The sequence below is a fragment of the Microvirga sp. HS2 genome (genome assembly GCF_055792805.1).
Window position 1 is genome coordinate 1 of the sequence record NZ_JBVVAJ010000001.1, and the last position, 14,812, is coordinate 14,812.

Annotated in this window: 12 protein-coding genes; 8 read left to right on the top strand and 4 right to left on the bottom strand. The window is 63.1% G+C overall.

Annotated features, from left to right (window positions below):
- Positions 1-742 (top strand): S-formylglutathione hydrolase (fghA, locus tag ACS5Q0_RS00005; protein WP_473124549.1); only part of this gene is annotated, 742 nt, incomplete at its 5' end.
- On the opposite strand, the gene ACS5Q0_RS00010 is transcribed toward fghA, so the two are convergent.
- A complete protein-coding gene (locus ACS5Q0_RS00010) occupies positions 739-1,314 on the bottom strand; it encodes an NUDIX domain-containing protein (protein WP_473124550.1) in 576 nt (191 codons plus the stop codon). The genes fghA and ACS5Q0_RS00010 overlap by 4 nt on opposite strands.
- 135 nt (positions 1,315-1,449) lie before the next feature.
- Here ACS5Q0_RS00010 and ACS5Q0_RS00015 point away from each other — a divergent pair, with 135 nt between their 5' ends.
- The 5 genes from ACS5Q0_RS00015 to ACS5Q0_RS00035 all read left to right on the top strand — a co-directional run bounded on the left by ACS5Q0_RS00015 (position 1,450) and on the right by ACS5Q0_RS00035 (position 6,352).
- Entirely contained in the window at positions 1,450-2,289 is an 840-nt protein-coding gene (locus tag ACS5Q0_RS00015) for an SIR2 family NAD-dependent protein deacylase (protein WP_473124551.1), read from the top strand.
- A 154-nt stretch (positions 2,290-2,443) separates the two neighbouring features.
- On the top strand, positions 2,444-3,604 hold the full coding sequence (locus ACS5Q0_RS00020) for an OpgC family protein (protein WP_473124552.1): 1,161 nt from the start codon (positions 2,444-2,446) through the stop codon (positions 3,602-3,604).
- A gap of 8 nt (positions 3,605-3,612) precedes the next feature.
- Positions 3,613-4,359 (top strand): SGNH/GDSL hydrolase family protein, encoded by a 747-nt coding sequence (locus ACS5Q0_RS00025; protein ID WP_473124553.1) that lies wholly within the window; start codon positions 3,613-3,615, stop codon positions 4,357-4,359.
- A 79-nt stretch (positions 4,360-4,438) separates the two neighbouring features.
- On the top strand, positions 4,439-5,782 hold the full coding sequence (locus ACS5Q0_RS00030) for an AmpG family muropeptide MFS transporter (RefSeq protein WP_473124554.1): 1,344 nt from the start codon (positions 4,439-4,441) through the stop codon (positions 5,780-5,782).
- Positions 5,783-5,857: 75 nt separating this feature from the next.
- Complete coding sequence (locus ACS5Q0_RS00035; protein ID WP_473124555.1) at positions 5,858-6,352, top strand: DUF2059 domain-containing protein; 495 nt, start codon at positions 5,858-5,860, stop codon at positions 6,350-6,352.
- A gap of 90 nt (positions 6,353-6,442) precedes the next feature.
- On the opposite strand, the gene ACS5Q0_RS00040 is transcribed toward ACS5Q0_RS00035, so the two are convergent.
- The 3 genes from ACS5Q0_RS00040 to xylF all read right to left on the bottom strand — a co-directional run bounded on the left by ACS5Q0_RS00040 (position 6,443) and on the right by xylF (position 9,733).
- Positions 6,443-7,222 (bottom strand): ATP-binding cassette domain-containing protein, encoded by a 780-nt coding sequence (locus ACS5Q0_RS00040; RefSeq protein WP_473124556.1) that lies wholly within the window; start codon positions 7,220-7,222, stop codon positions 6,443-6,445.
- Positions 7,223-7,236: 14 nt separating this feature from the next.
- A complete protein-coding gene (locus ACS5Q0_RS00045) occupies positions 7,237-8,535 on the bottom strand; it encodes a sugar ABC transporter permease (protein ID WP_473124557.1) in 1,299 nt (432 codons plus the stop codon).
- A gap of 151 nt (positions 8,536-8,686) precedes the next feature.
- On the bottom strand, positions 8,687-9,733 hold the full coding sequence (gene xylF / locus ACS5Q0_RS00050) for a D-xylose ABC transporter substrate-binding protein (RefSeq protein WP_473124558.1): 1,047 nt from the start codon (positions 9,731-9,733) through the stop codon (positions 8,687-8,689).
- A gap of 227 nt (positions 9,734-9,960) precedes the next feature.
- On the opposite strand from xylF, the gene ACS5Q0_RS00055 reads away from it, so the two are divergent.
- Both ACS5Q0_RS00055 and polA read left to right on the top strand, forming a co-directional pair.
- Positions 9,961-11,169 (top strand): ROK family protein, encoded by a 1,209-nt coding sequence (locus ACS5Q0_RS00055; protein WP_473124559.1) that lies wholly within the window; start codon positions 9,961-9,963, stop codon positions 11,167-11,169.
- 75 nt (positions 11,170-11,244) lie between these two features.
- On the top strand, positions 11,245-14,292 hold the full coding sequence (polA, locus tag ACS5Q0_RS00060; RefSeq protein ID WP_473124560.1) for a DNA polymerase I: 3,048 nt from the start codon (positions 11,245-11,247) through the stop codon (positions 14,290-14,292).
- The last annotated feature ends 520 nt before the right edge of the window (positions 14,293-14,812 follow it).

Below are 14,812 nucleotides of genomic sequence, written 5' to 3' on the forward strand. Positions count from 1 at the left end.
CTATGTTCCGCCGCAGGCCGCAAAGGGCAAGGTACCTGTGGTGTGGTTCCTCTCGGGCCTGACCTGCACGGAAGAGAACTTCACCGTCAAAGCCGGCGCGCAGCGCGTCGCCTCGGAGCTCGGTCTCATCCTCATCGCGCCGGACACGAGCCCGCGCGGCGAAGGTGTGCCGGACGATCCCGAGGGGGCCTATGATTTCGGCCTCGGGGCAGGCTTCTACGTCGATGCCGTGCAGGAACCCTGGGCGAAGCACTACCGCATGCGCTCCTATATCGAACGCGAGCTGCCGTCCCTCGTGGCGGAAGACCTGCCCGCCGACATGCAGCGGCAGGGCATCATGGGTCATTCCATGGGCGGACACGGGGCGCTCACCATCGCCTTACGCAACCCGGGGCGCTTCAAGGCCGTCTCGGCCTTCGCACCGATCGCCTCGCCCCTGAACTGCCCGTGGGGCGAGAAGGCGCTGTCGAACTACATCGGCTCGGACCGATCCGCCTGGCGCGACTATGATGCCTGCGCGCTGATCGAGGGCGGCGCTCGCGTGCCCGAGATCCTGGTCGATCAGGGCACCGCCGACACCTTCCTCGATAGCCAGCTGAAGCCGCAGCTTCTGGAGGAGGCCTGCGCGAAGGCCGGCCAGCCCCTCACCCTGCGCAGGCAGGAAGGGTACGACCATTCCTATTTCTTCATCAGCACCTTCATCGAGGATCACCTGCGCTGGCACGCCGAGCGCCTCGGCTAGATCGTCCCGAAAGCGTGCGGGTGCCGCAATTGCAGCGCCTGCACGAGCACCATGGTCTTCATGTCGGCAATGGTGTTATCGGCCAGGAGGCCTGCAAGGTCGTCGAAGCCGATCTCCAGCACCTCGATCTCCTCGTGCTCGTCGGCCAGGCCGCCGCCATCGGCAACGCGGTCGGCTTGCGTGTACGGTGCGAGGAAGAGGTGCAGCCGCTCCGTGGTGGCTCCGGGCGCGGACCAGAACCGGCCGAGGGGCTCCAGACGCTCGATCCGCAATCCGGCCTCCTCCATGCTCTCGCGCCTGGCGCACATCTCGGGCTCGTCCTCGTCGAGGAGGCCCGCCACCGCCTCCAGAAAATCCGGATGCCCTTCCATGTGCATGACGGGCGCGCGAAATTGCCGGACGAGGATCACTTTCCGCCGCTCCAGATCGTAGGGAAGGACGGCCGCGGCATCGCCACTGTTGAGCACCTCGCGGATCATGGTCCGCCCATCCGGCATCTGGACCGTCAGGTTCAGGAGCTTGCGCCAACCCTCGTAGACGGTGTCGATCTGCTTGATCCGATAGGCTGTCACGTCCGGCTTCCTCCTGTCTGAAGTCGCAATGTCCTACAACAACACACGAAACGCTCAAGTTATCCATTGTCTTTGAGCCTGAGAGCGCAGTTTGAGCGTTATGGGCAGGAGTCCGTTGCAGGGAGCCTTATCAACGTGCTGGAAGATCTGGTCGAAGCTATCAGGAGGCGGCAGGCCATTCTGTTCGCCGGGGCCGGCGTATCGATGACCGTAGGGCTGCCTTCCTGGAGCACCCTGATCAAACACGTGGCGGACGAACTCCGCCTCGATGCATCGAGCTTCAAGGACGGCGAACTGAACTATTTGGCGCTCGCCGAATATTATCGCATCAAGCAGGGCAGCATTGGTCCCTTGCGCAGCTGGATGGACCGAAATTGGACTATTCCGGAGGAAAAGCTCAAGGCCTCCAGGGTGCACGAGCTCATCTGCAAGCTCGATTTTTCCATCATCTACACGACGAATTTCGACAGGAACCTGGAGACCGCCTTCGATCTTCAGGGCAAGGACTACGTCAAGATCGTCAATGCCAAGGACATTGCCCGTATTCGTGAGGGCATACCGCAGATCGTGAAATATCACGGCGATTTCGATGAGGACGATTCCATCGTGATCGCCGAAACCGATTATCTCGACCGCCTGTCTTTCGAGTCGCCCCTCGATATCAAGTTCCGCTCGGATTCGCTCGGCAAGACGATCCTGTTCATCGGTTACAGCATGACAGATCTCAACATCCGCTTTCTCATGCACCGGCTCTGGAGGACGTGGCATGGATCGGGCTATGAGCGCGACCGGCCGCAATCCTATGTTTTCATGTTGCGATCCAATCCGGTGGAGCAGGCAGTCCTGGAACAATGGGGCCTGCGCGTTCTCACGGAGAAGGACTGTCCGCCCGAGCAAGCTCTTGAGGTCTTCCTGACCAAGCTCTACAAAGCGGTCGAGGAATCAGAGAATGATTCCGAGCTTCAGCCGCGCTGAAGATGAATTTTTTGTAATTCGCCCTCCGCTAGCCCCAATGATAAGGTCGAAGCATTCATAGATGCGTTCGACTGCATCAGCCTTTGCAATGCGCCGGGGCAACCTTTTGCCAGCTTGGCGTTTTTAGCACTGTACAGATTTGAAGAGCAGGTCGATGGCAGCCTCGGTACGGAACACGACAATTGATTTCTGGCGCGGCCTCGTGCTGGTGATCATCTTCGTCAACCACATCCCGGGCAATCTCATCGAGCACATCACGCCGCGCAATTTCGGTCTCTCCGATTCGACGGAGGCCTTCATCTTCATCTCCGGCCTGTCGATCGCTCTCGTCTACGGACCTCGCCTGCCACAGGGCGATCTGTTCGGTGTCGTAAAGCAATGTCTGCAGCGCGCTTTCAAGCTCTATCGGGTTCATCTTCTTCTCACGGCCGGAGCGATCGCCGTCTTTTCGATCGGTTATGAACTGAGCGAGGAGATCGGCCTCATCGAGGAGCACGGGCGCAACGCCGTCTTCGGCGATACGGCCAAGGGCATCACCGGAATCATCCTGCTCGGCCATCAGCTCGGCTATTTCAATATTCTTCCGCTTTATATCGCGCTGATGCTCTGGGCTCCCGTGGCGCTCGTCCTGGCGCGGGTCCATGCGGGCCTTGCACTTCTGGTCTCCGCAGGAGTGTACCTCCTGGCGCGCGCCGGCATCCTGACACTCCACAGCTGGCCGGAGCCCGGAACCTGGTTCTTCAACCCGTTCGCGTGGCAGTTTCTGTTTACGCTTGGAATCGTGACGGGGCTCCTGATGCTGGAAAGACCAGTCCCCTACAGGAGAGCCCTCGCCGCCGGCGCATTCGCCATCGTTCTCCTGTCGCTTGTCGCGATGACGGCGGGTTTCGGCCTGATGCCCTGGACCTACGAGATCGCCATGGCCAAGCTCGATCTCGTCAAGCACGACCTTGGCGTGGCCCGCATGCTTCACTTCCTGGCGCTGGCCTATCTGGTGGCCCAGTTCGGACTCGGAGACGCTCTCAAAAAGACGGCCATTGGACCCGACCTTGTTCGTCTCGGGCAGAACGGCCTCACGATCTTTGCCGTCGGATCGCTCTTGAGCGCCCTCGGGCAAGTCATCATGACGCTTGCCGCAGTCAAATCGTCTGCTAGTCCGCAGATCATCGGTATGGTATTCACCATTCTTGGTATCATTGGTCTTCTGGCACTGGCGCGATATCTCGAATGGAACAGACAAAACCTGACTGCTCGGAAACAAGGGCAGGCAAAGGGGCTCGGATTGTCGGCTTCACAGGGGCGGCTCTCGTCTTAAATCTTGCATTGTTTGGCTCATCGGCAGCAGCGGCTTCAAGCAGCGCCGATTGCGACGCGAAACGTCAGGTCTTCACGACTTATGCGCCCGCGGCGGCCCTCGGCGCCAAGCTTGCCCGCCATGAACCCATCCGCATTCTCGCCATCGGCTCGTCCTCGACAGAGGGCATCGGCGCCTCGTCACCCGATCATGCCTATCCCGCCCAGCTCGAAGACGAATTGAGCGAGGACTGGAAAGGCGACATTTCCGTCGTCAACTCCGGGAAAGGCGGCGAGACGGGCGTTCAGACCGTAGAAAGGCTCGAAGCGGCGCTTAAGACCCAGACCTTCGATCTGGTCATCTGGCAGGTAGGCACGAACGACGCCATCAAGGGCGTGAGCGAAGGCGAGTTCCGGGCCATCCTGGAACGCGGCATCACGGCCGTGAAGACCAGTGGAGCCAGCCTCATTCTCCTCGACCAGCAATATTTCCCCGCGATCAAGGACCTGAGCCGCTACGAACAGTTCGTGCGGATGGTGAGCACGCTCGGTCGCGAGAGGCAGATTCCCGTCTTCTCCCGCTATGCGCTGATGCAGGACTGGAACAGCCAGTCGGCCGAGGAACTGCGCGCGATGCTCTCGAGCGACGGTTTCCACATGAGCGACAAGGGATATGATTGCCTCGCCGATCAGGTCGCAGAGGCGATCCAGACCCTGGTGAGATCGCCCCATCACGCCAGGCAGGACGCGGCGACCCAAATCGCCAAGGCCCCTTAACTCCCCCATGGGCTCAAGCGCCAGCTTTCGCGGATCGCGCCTTGAAGGCAGGTCCGCCCTCAACCCGACCGAGCCGTTCATGGTCCAAGCCAAACGCCGACTTTCGCTCAAAGACGTTCTGACCGACGGACGCATCGCGCTCATGCTGCCCTTAGGGTTTTCCTCGGGCCTGCCTTTCCTGCTCGTCTTCAGCACGCTTTCCACCTGGCTTAGGGAAGCGGGCATTTCTCTCACGATCATCGGCCTGATGAGCTGGGTCGGGCTGGCTTATTCCCTCAAGTTTCTCTGGGCACCCATCGTCGACCGCTATGACGTTCCGGTTCTCGCCCGCCTGCTCGGCCGCCGCCGCGGGTGGATGGCTCTGGCACAGCTCGGCGTGATGGCGGCCCTCATCGGCATGGCCCTGACGGGTCCGACGACCAGCCTGCCCCTCACCATCGTCTGCGCCGTGTTGATCGCCTTCTTCTCGGCCACGCAGGATGTGGTGATCGACGGCTGGCGCATCGACGCGGCGCCCACCGAGCGCCAGGGCATGATGGCGGCAAGTCTCCAGCTCGGCTATCGCTTGGCGCTGCTCTGCGCGGGCGCAGGCGCGCTCTACATCGCCGAACTCGTGAACTGGTCGAGCGCCTATCTCTCCATGGCCGCGCTCATGGGCGTCGGGCTCGTCGGCACCCTGCTCGCACCGCGCATCGACGACCTCCGGGTTCGCAAGAACCCTCCCTTTGCCCAGGCCATCGTCGAGCCCCTCGCCGATCTCTTCCAGCGCAAGCGGATGATGCTCATCCCGATCCTGGCGCTGATCGCCTGCTACCGCCTGCCCGATTTCATGGCCGGGATCATGGCGAACCCGCTCTATATCGACCTCGGCTTCAGCAAGTCTGACATCGCCAGCATCTCGAAGCTCTACGGAGTCTGGATCGGCATCATCGGCGCCTTCGGCGGCGGCCTCGCGCTGACGCGGCTCGGCCTCTGGTGGACTCTGCTGATCGGGGCCCTTCTCGCCGCCGGATCGAATGGGATGTTCTCCTGGCTCGCCGCTGGCCACGCCACCCTCACCGGCCTGACGCTCACCATCAGCATCGACAATTTCGCGCAAGGCTTCGCGGGCGCGGCGTTGGTGGCCTATATGTCGGGACTCACCTCGCCCGGCTTTGCCGCCACGCAATATGCTCTTCTCAGCTCGCTCTATGCGCTTCCGGGAAAACTCATCGGCGGCGCATCCGGCGCGGTGGTGGATGCTTACGGCTATCCCCTGCTCTTCACCGGCACGGCGGCCCTCGGCGTTCCGCTCGCGGTTCTTTGCCTCCTGGTGCGCCAGGACACGATGGAGACGGTGCGTCAGAAGGAAGAAGCGGAAGCGTCAGAGGCCGATAACAGGCTCAGCATGCCATCCAGCGCATCAGCGGCTTCGCCTCGATAGCTCGTCGGGCAGTTGAAGGTTCCAGCCAACCGTGCAATAAAATGATATAAAATTGCATATGCCTGGAGCTTCATCGTGATTCAACCTATCCGCTCACTCCTGCTTCTGACCCTGCTTGCTCTGCCCCTGCCGGCCGCAGCTCAGACAGGCTCAGTCGACGAAAAGGTTAAGTACCTCCTTGAGATCAGCGACTTTGGAAAGGTCATGGATACTGCGTTTGCGGGGTTCAAACCGATGATGGTCGAGCAGCTCAAGAAAACGTCGAACAAATTCACCCCAGAAATCGCCAACTACGTTGCCGACGTCGCGGCGGATGAACTGACCAATCTGAAACCCGAATTCGCTGTTTTCCTCGCAAACCTCTATAAGAAGGAGTTCAGCGAAGAGGAAATTGGAGCCTTGTACGAGTTTTACAGATCGCCCGTTGGCTCGCGAGTCGCCAAGAAGATGGCCAAATTTACCGAGAACATGCTGCCTCAGGTACAAACCTTCATGGCGACCAGCTATACCCCCAAGTTGCAAGCGCGGCTCGCCAAGGACGAGCGCCTTGCGAAGGCGCTCTCTCCCTGAGGCCGCTGCTCTGACCTAACGCGAGATCTCCGTTGAGCCGAGCTGGGGGATCTCAAGCGACACATCCCAGACTCTCATTGCCGATAAGATTTAACTCGCGCCTGGCCCCGGCGTCGCGCCGGGCGGGCACTTGCCCAGAATGATCATGCCGAGCACTTCGTCCTGCGTGACGTCCTGCACGTTGGCGGAGCCCACGAGCTTGCCGTTCTTCATCACGCTCACCCGGTCGGCAAGGCCGAACACGTCGTGGATGTCGTGGCTGATGAGGAAGATGCCGATGCCCTCCTTCTTCAATTGCAGCACCAGATCCGCGACCTGCTGCGTCTCGGCGGGGCCGAGCGCCGCCGTGGGCTCATCCATGATCAGCACGCGGGCATTGAAGTAGATCGCACGCGCGATCGCCACCGACTGCCGCTGGCCGCCGGAGAGCGCCTTCACCGGCTCCTTGAAGCGGCGGAAATGCGGATTGAGGCGCGCCATCACCTTGCGGGTCTCGGCCTCCATCGCCGCATCGTCGAGGGTTCCGTAGGGCGTCAGGACCTCGCGACCGAGAAAGATGTTGCCCGCCGCGTCGATGTTGTCGGCCAGGGCCAGCGTCTGATAGATCGTCTCGATGCCGTAGCGCTTGGCATCCCGTGGCGTGGAAATATCGGCGTGCTCGCCGTTCACGTAGATCTCGCCCGCGTCGGGCCGATAGGCGCCGGAGAGAATCTTGATGAGCGTCGACTTGCCCGCACCGTTGTGGCCGAGCAGTCCCACCACCTCGCCGGGGCGCAGGTCGATGGACACGTCGTCCACGGCCTTGATGCCGCCGAAGGCGATGGAGATGTTGCGCATCTCGACGAGAGGCGTCGCTTCATTGGCTTGCATGATCCGCTCCCCTCTCATTTGATGCGGCGGCGATAGAGGCCGTCGACCCACACCGCCAGCACGAGCACTGCGCCGACGACGATGTTCTGCAAGGGCGTATCGACCCCGAGCAGCACCATGCCGGATTGCAGCGACTGCATGACGAGTGCGCCGAGCATCGCGCCCGCGATGGTGCCGATGCCGCCTGCGAGCGAGGTGCCGCCGATCACGGCGGAGGCGATCACATAAAGCTCGTCGAGAGTGCCCGCCGCATTGGTGGCTGCGTTGAGACGCGCCGTGGAGATGCAGGCCGAGATGCCGCAGAGCAGGCCCATGAGGCCGAAGACCTTCATCAGCGTCCAGCGCGTATTGATGCCGGACAGTTCCGCCGCCTCCGGATTGCCGCCGATGGCGAATACATAGCGGCCGAAGCGGCGGCGTGTGGCGATGAAGGTCATGACGAGGCCCACCATCACGGCGATCAGCACCGGCAGCGCTACGCCATGCGGGATGAACAGGCCGCCTTCGGGCCACGGAATGCCATTCGCCTCCGCCCAGGTGCGGGCCGTGCCGGCCGGCAGGGGATAGGCATTGGCGACGGCGGCGGCTGCCAGGACCGCGCCGCAGGCAACGAGTGCGATCACCGCATCCGCCCAGCCGGGACGCACCGGGAAGCCGAAGCTCAACCGGCGACGACGGGACAGGCCGAGACCGATGACGATGAGCCCGCAGGCGATGGCCGCGATGATCCAGGTGGCGGTCGCGCCAAGCGCGCCTTCGACCCCGCCCCCGAACGCCTTGAAGCGGCTGTCCATGGGCGCGACGGTCTGGCCCGTCGTGACCCACCAGGCCGCGCCGCGCCACACGAGCAGGCCGCCGAGGGTGACGATGAAGGAAGGAATGCCGAGATAGGCGATGAGCCAGCCCTGGAAGAGGCCGATCGCGCCGCCGACCAGCACCGCGAGCAGCACCACGAGAGGAGCCGTCAGCGGATGTTCGAAGCCGAGATAGGACGGCAGCCATTGCGCCTGTGCGACGCCGATGATCATGCCAACGACGCCGAGGATGGCTCCGACCGAGAGATCGATATTGCGTGTGACGATGACCAGCACCATGCCGGTCGCCATGATCGCGACGGAAGCCGTCTGCACCGACAGGTTCCAGAGATTTCGCGGCGTCAGGAAAACCCCGCCTGACAACAGATCGAACCCGATCCAGATCACGGCGAGCGCCGCGATCATCCCGAGCATGCGGACATCAATCTCGAGCTTCGACAGCAGCGAGCCGGAAGCGGTGCTCGGCGGCTGGGCGGTCGTGGCAACAGGTGCGTTCATGGCATCGCGCCGCTCATCAATGAGGTGTTGTCCAAGACGAGGCGAAGCAGGAAAAGGGATCCATCGCGCAAGGCCCATGGATCCCCCTCGACTCAGCGGTTCTGGCAGCTCCCGGCCGGGGATGGCACGGGAGCGGCCCATCGGAGCAATCTTAGTTGCAGGCCTTCACCGTGCCGGGCTTCACGCCTTGGCAGACGACCTCCTTCGATGCCCAGCCCGCGTTGATGACCACGTCGAGATTGTCCTTCGTGATCGCGACGGGCGTGAGGAAGAGAGCCGTCATGTTCTGCTTCTTCGGTCCCTGATTCCAGGATTTCGCCCCCTGAATCTCGGTGAGCTTCTTCCCGCCGGCGAGCTGGATCGCGATTTCGGCGGCGTTGCGGCCGAGTTCGCGGGCATCTTTGAACACGGTCACGGTCTGCGTGCCGAGCGCGACCCGGTTCAGGGCGGCCTTGTCAGCGTCCTGGCCAGATACCGGCACGGAGCCCGCGAGCCCCTGGGCGGCGAGCGCCGCGATGGCGCCGCCTGCGGTACCGTCATTGGCCGCGACCACCGCATCGACCTTGTTGTTGTTCTTGGTGAGGAACTGCTCCATGTTCCGCTGCGCGTTGGCGGGGAGCCAGCCGTCCGTGTAGGCCTCGCCCACATTCTTGATCTTGCCCGCGTCGATCGCAGGCTTGAGCACTTCCATGGCTCCCTGGAACAGGAAGTTGGCGTTCGGGTCGGCGCCCGAGCCCTTGATGAACACGTAATTGCCCTCGGGCTTCACCTTGAACACCTCGCGCGCCTGGAGGCGGCCCACCTCGACGTTGTCGAAGGTGAGATAGAAGGCCTGCGGGATCTCGATCAGGCGATCATAACCCACGACCGGAATGCCCTCGGCCACAGCCTTCTCGATGGCGGGACGCACGGCGTCCGCGTCCTGGGCCAGCACGATCAGGGCCTTGGCGCCGCGGGAGATCAGGCTTTCGATATCGGTGAGCTGCTTGGCGGGCGACGATTGCGCATCCGCCGACACATAGGTGCCGCCAGCCTTTTCGACCGCTGCCTTGATGGCGGCCTCGTCAGTCTTCCAGCGCTCCTCCTGGAAGTTCGACCAGCTGACGCCGACGACCGGGCCCTTGCCCTGGGCAAAGGCCGCGCCTACCGAAAGGGCCAGGGCGGCAAGGCTGATGAGAGCATGCTTCTTGGATACCATGGGTTTCCTCCTGGGCCCGTTATTGTCCCTCTGGGCCCTGTGCTCATGGCAGGCTGTCTTCCCTGATGAGATCGACAGGCGTGGCTCACGCTGCCATGTTTTATTGTTCGAGCAGGAAAATAATTATCCGCTCTCTTTTTGCCTTCAAGCGGCAAAGCTCTCATTATTTGGTTGGATATCCCTTTTACCCCGCCCTGTTTTATTCATTTCATGAAGAAATAGCAGCGATGACCATGCTCTCCCTCTCCCCTCGCGAAGCCACACGCCGCCGCCTCCTGGATGCGTTGCGCCGTAAAGGCCCCATGGCGCGCGTGGAGATCGGCCAGCATCTCGGCATGAGCCCGGCGAGCGTCTCGGAGCTGACGGCTAGCCTGCTCGACGAGGGCATTCTCGTTGCCGAGGAAACGGCGGACCAGGGGACGGGCCTCATCCGGGGGCGCCCCAAGACACGCCTGTTCTTCGCCGAGTCCTTGGGATCCGTGATCGGCGTGTGGACCGGCTTCAACCGCGTCGAACTGAGGCTGGTGGACAGCGCGGGACGCAACCGGGCGAGCCGCCATATCGAGCGGCCCCTGAGAAACCTCGAAGCCGAGGAACTGATGGATGTTCTGGCGGACACCGTTTCCACCTTTGCCAGGGAGAGCGGCGCATCCGACGTGAAGGCCATCGGCCTCGCCTGCCAGGGCTATGTGGACACCCGCGACGGGGTCGTCGCCTGGAGCCCGGTGCTCGGCACCCGCGACCTGCCCCTCGCCGCGGGCCTGGGCGGGCGGCTCGGCAAGCCCGTCCTTATCGAGAACGACGCCAGCGCCATGGCCTTCGCCATCGCGCAGCGCAATCCCGACTTCCGCTCGGGCAGAACCGCCTGCCTGATGGTGGGCGATGGCGTCGGCATGGGCTTTCTCATCCAGGGAGAGCTCTATCGCGGCGCGCGTTTCGGCGGCAGCGAGTTCGGCCATGTGCGCCTGCGCCGGGGCGGACCGCAATGCCGCTGCGGCGGACGCGGCTGCATCGAGGCCTATCTCGCCGATTACGCCTTGCACCGGGATGCGCAGCTGATCGACCACCGCCCCGCCCCCAATCTTCTGCTCCCCGGCGAGGCGGCGATGAGCGCCGTCGTGGAGCAGGCCCGGTCGGGCGACCCCGCCCTCCTCAACCTCTTCCGCGAAGCCGGCGAGGTTCTGGGCGATGCGGTGGGCATCCTGATCCAGACCCTGGAGCCCGACCATATCGTGCTCTGCGGCCCCGGCACCCGGGCCATGGACCTGCTCCGCTCCTCCTTCGAGGCGGCCCTCGAAGCGCAGACCATTCCGGAGCTCAGGGCGCTCGCCGCCATCCACGTGGTGGAATCCTCCCTCGACCTCCTGACCGAAGGCGTGGTGATGCAGGCGCTCAGGGAGCTCGACCTGGATCTCGCGCGGCTCAAGGCTGCATAATGGCGCGCCGGACGTAGCCAGGCGGCGATGAAACCACTATCTGTAAGGGGTCGATTTCCTCCACGAACGAGACCCATGGCTTCCTCCCGTCCCGTCCAAGCCGGCGATCACATCTTCCTCGTCGACGGCTCCTCCTTCATCTTCCGGGCCTACTTCCAGTCCATGAACCAGGACCAGAAGTACAATTCCCGCAGCTCGGACGGCATGCCGACGGGGGCCGTGCGCCTGTTCGTCACCAAGCTCCTGCAGTTCATGCGCGACGGCGCGGCGGGCCTGAAGCCCACCCATCTGGCCATCGTGCTCGACAAGTCCGAGGGGTCGTTCCGCAAGGAACTCTATGAGGATTACAAGGGCCACCGCCCCGACGCCCCGGAGGACCTGAAGGTCCAGATGCCGCTGATGCGCGAGGCGATCCGCGCCTTCGGCCTCGAGCCGGTGGAACTTCAGCGCTACGAGGCGGACGATCTGATCGCCACCTATACCCAGCAGGCCAAGGCGCGCGGCGCAGACGTGCTCATCATCTCCTCCGACAAGGACCTGATGCAGCTCGTCGGTCCCAAGGTGTGCTTCTACGATTTCGAATCCGGCTCCAAGGGCAAGCCCGGCTACCGGCCCGAGCGCAATCTCGACGAAGCCGCCGTGATCGAGAAGTGGGAAGGCATTCCGCCGGAAAAGATCGGCGATGTGCTGGCCCTCATGGGCGACACCTCGGACAACGTGCCGGGCGTGCCGGGCATCGGCCTCAAGACGGCGGCACAGCTCATCAAGGAATATGGCGATCTCGAAACGCTGCTGGAACGCGCGAACGAGATCAAGCAGCCCAAGCGCCGCGAGACGCTGATCAACAACGCGGAAGCCGCGCGCCTGTCCAAGAAGCTCGTGACGCTCGATTGCGAAGCGCCCGTGCCCGTGCCGCTCGACGATCTGCGGGTGCCCGAACCCGATCCGAAGACGCTCGTCGGCTTCCTCAAGGCCATGGAGTTCAGCACGCTCACGCGCCGCGTGGCGGAACTCTATGACGCCGATCCCGCCGCCATCGAACCCGACCCGCGGCTGATGCCGGGCGGCGAGGCGATCAGGTGGGAGCGCAACGGCCGATTTGCAGGAGCGGAGACGGAGCCTCCCCTGTTCGAAAAGGGTGAAGCGATCTCAGGCGAGGTCGATCCATTCGCAGGGCTCGACCTACCGGAGACGGCCACGGCTCGCAAACCCTTTGAAGGCGTTGGAACGCCATCTCAGCTTGCCGGAAAACGCGCGACGGAAGCCTCGTCCACGCCTTTCGACGTGTCGTCCTACGAGACCGTCACGAGCCTCGACCGGCTCAAGGAATGGGCCGCTCAAGCGATTGCGCAGGGCTATGTCGCCGTCGACACGGAGACGAGCGATCTCGACGCGAACCGCGCTGATATCGTGGGTTTCTCGCTGGCGCTGGAGCCAGGCAAGGCCTGTTACGTGCCGCTGCAGCACCGTGATGAATCCGATCTCTTCGGCGGCGGGCTCGTGAAGGGTCAGCTTTCGGTGACCGACGCGCTCGATGCCGTTCGGCCGATGCTGGAGGACCCGTCCGTTCTCAAGATCGGGCAGAACCTGAAATACGACTGGATCGTGTTCAAGCGCCACAACATCGATGTCCGTCCCATCGACGACACGATGCTGATCTCCTACGTGCTCGACGCCGGAAAGGGCTCGCACGGCATGGACGAATTGTCCCGCCGCCATCTCGGCCATGCGCCGATCACCTTCTCGGACGTGGCGGGCACGGGCCGGAACAAGGTGACCTTCGACAAGGTCGAGATCTCCAAGGCGACGGCCTATGCAGCGGAGGACGCGGACGTCACCTTGCGCCTCTGGCAGATCCTCAAGCCCCGCCTCACCGCCGAGCATCGCGCCACGGTCTATGAGACGCTCGAGCGCCCGCTCGTCGACGTGATCGCCCGCATGGAGATGCGCGGCATCCTCGTGGACCGGCAGATCCTGAGCCGCCTGTCCGGCGATTTCTCGCAGACGCTCGCGCGTCTCGAAGACGAGATCCACGAGATGGCGGGCGAGAAATTCGCCTTGGGAAGCCCGAAGCAGATCGGCGACATTCTCTTCGGCAAGATGGGCCTGCCCGGCGCCAAGAAGACGCCCTCCGGCCAATGGGCGACGCCCGCGACCCTGCTCGACGAGCTGGCGCAGGCCGGCCACGAGCTGCCCGCGAAGATCCTCGAATGGCGTCAGCTCTCCAAGCTGAAATCGACCTACACGGATACGTTGCAGGAGCATATGCATCCCGAGACGAAGCGGGTGCACACCTCCTTCTCGCTCGCAGCCACCACGACGGGCCGCCTGTCCTCGTCCGATCCGAACCTGCAGAACATTCCGATCCGCACGGAAGCAGGCCGCAAGATCCGAACGGCCTTCATCGCGCCGCCGGGCCACAAGATCATATCGGCCGACTACAGCCAGATCGAGCTGCGCATCCTGGCCCACATCGCGGACATTCCGCAATTGCAGGAAGCCTTCGCGAAGGGGCAGGACATTCACGCGGCGACCGCATCCGCCATGTTCGGCGTGCCGCTCGACAAGATGACGCCGGACCTGCGCCGTCAGGCGAAGACCATTAATTTCGGCATCATCTACGGCATCTCCGCCTTCGGGCTCGCCACGCGGCTCGGCATTCCGAACGCCGAGGCCTCCGCCTTCATCAAGCAGTATTTCGAGCGCTTCCCGGGCATCCGCACCTATATCGACGAGACGAAGAAGGCTTGTAAGGACAAGGGCTACGTGACCACGCTCTTCGGGCGCGTGTGCCACTACCCGCAGATCCGCTCGAGCAACCCGTCCGAACGCGCGGGCGTTGAGCGTCAGGCCATCAATGCGCCGATCCAGGGCACCGCCGCCGACATCATCCGCCGCGCCATGATCCGCATGGAGGATGCGCTCAAAGCCGAGCGCCTCTCCGCGCGCATGCTGCTGCAGGTGCACGACGAACTGGTGTTCGAAGCGCCCAACGACGAGGTGGAGGCGACGCTGCCGGTGATCTCCCGCGTGATGACGGAAGCGCCCTTCCCCGCCGTGACCCTCAAGGTTCCGCTCGCCGTGGAAGCCCGCGCCGCGCAGAACTGGGACGAGGCGCACTAGGCGTTTTCCACTTGCGCGGAGACATCTCTCGTCTTGGTTAGCCTGCATTCTTGGACGGCGAAGCGGATCCGCTTCGCCGAACAGGATTTGAGCCGGTGCGATTACGGAAGTGCGGCTCCGAGGCCGCACATGCACCTGAACGGCAATATGCTGCAGGGATCGGCTTAACACGGCCGTGACGTTGCACAGCGACACGCCGCGATAGGCAGTCATTTCTGCAAAACGCTTTCCGACGAACATTCCCTTACGGAAGATCTGGTTCCGCAAATCGCGGATATCTGGATCATGTGCTTCAGCACACAGTCGAGCTTGGCCGTAAGGTCTATTGGTTCCTTGTCGTTGAGAAGAACCTTCATGATGCGAGGACAATCGCTGACGCCGGATGCGGCTCTGCCTGGAGTCGGGAAGCACCTCTCCTAACGGTCGCACCTCTCTGAACGGAGAGTTGTGACCCCTCGGGTCGAATCCTATAGCCCATAGTCAAGTTGCTTCGAGGGCCTTGCAACGCACGCTCTCCCAG

Coding starts and splice junctions, on each gene's coding strand:
- ACS5Q0_RS00020 (WP_473124552.1), top strand. CDS start 2,444: ATGGCAGCCTCGGTACGGAACACGACAATTGATTTCTGGCGCGGCCTC.
- ACS5Q0_RS00030 (WP_473124554.1), top strand. CDS start 4,439: ATGGTCCAAGCCAAACGCCGACTTTCGCTCAAAGACGTTCTGACCGAC.
- ACS5Q0_RS00040 (WP_473124556.1), bottom strand. CDS start 7,222: ATGCAAGCCAATGAAGCGACGCCTCTCGTCGAGATGCGCAACATCTCC.
- ACS5Q0_RS00045 (WP_473124557.1), bottom strand. CDS start 8,535: ATGAACGCACCTGTTGCCACGACCGCCCAGCCGCCGAGCACCGCTTCC.
- xylF (WP_473124558.1), bottom strand. CDS start 9,733: ATGGTATCCAAGAAGCATGCTCTCATCAGCCTTGCCGCCCTGGCCCTT.
- ACS5Q0_RS00055 (WP_473124559.1), top strand. CDS start 9,961: ATGACCATGCTCTCCCTCTCCCCTCGCGAAGCCACACGCCGCCGCCTC.
- polA (WP_473124560.1), top strand. CDS start 11,245: ATGGCTTCCTCCCGTCCCGTCCAAGCCGGCGATCACATCTTCCTCGTC.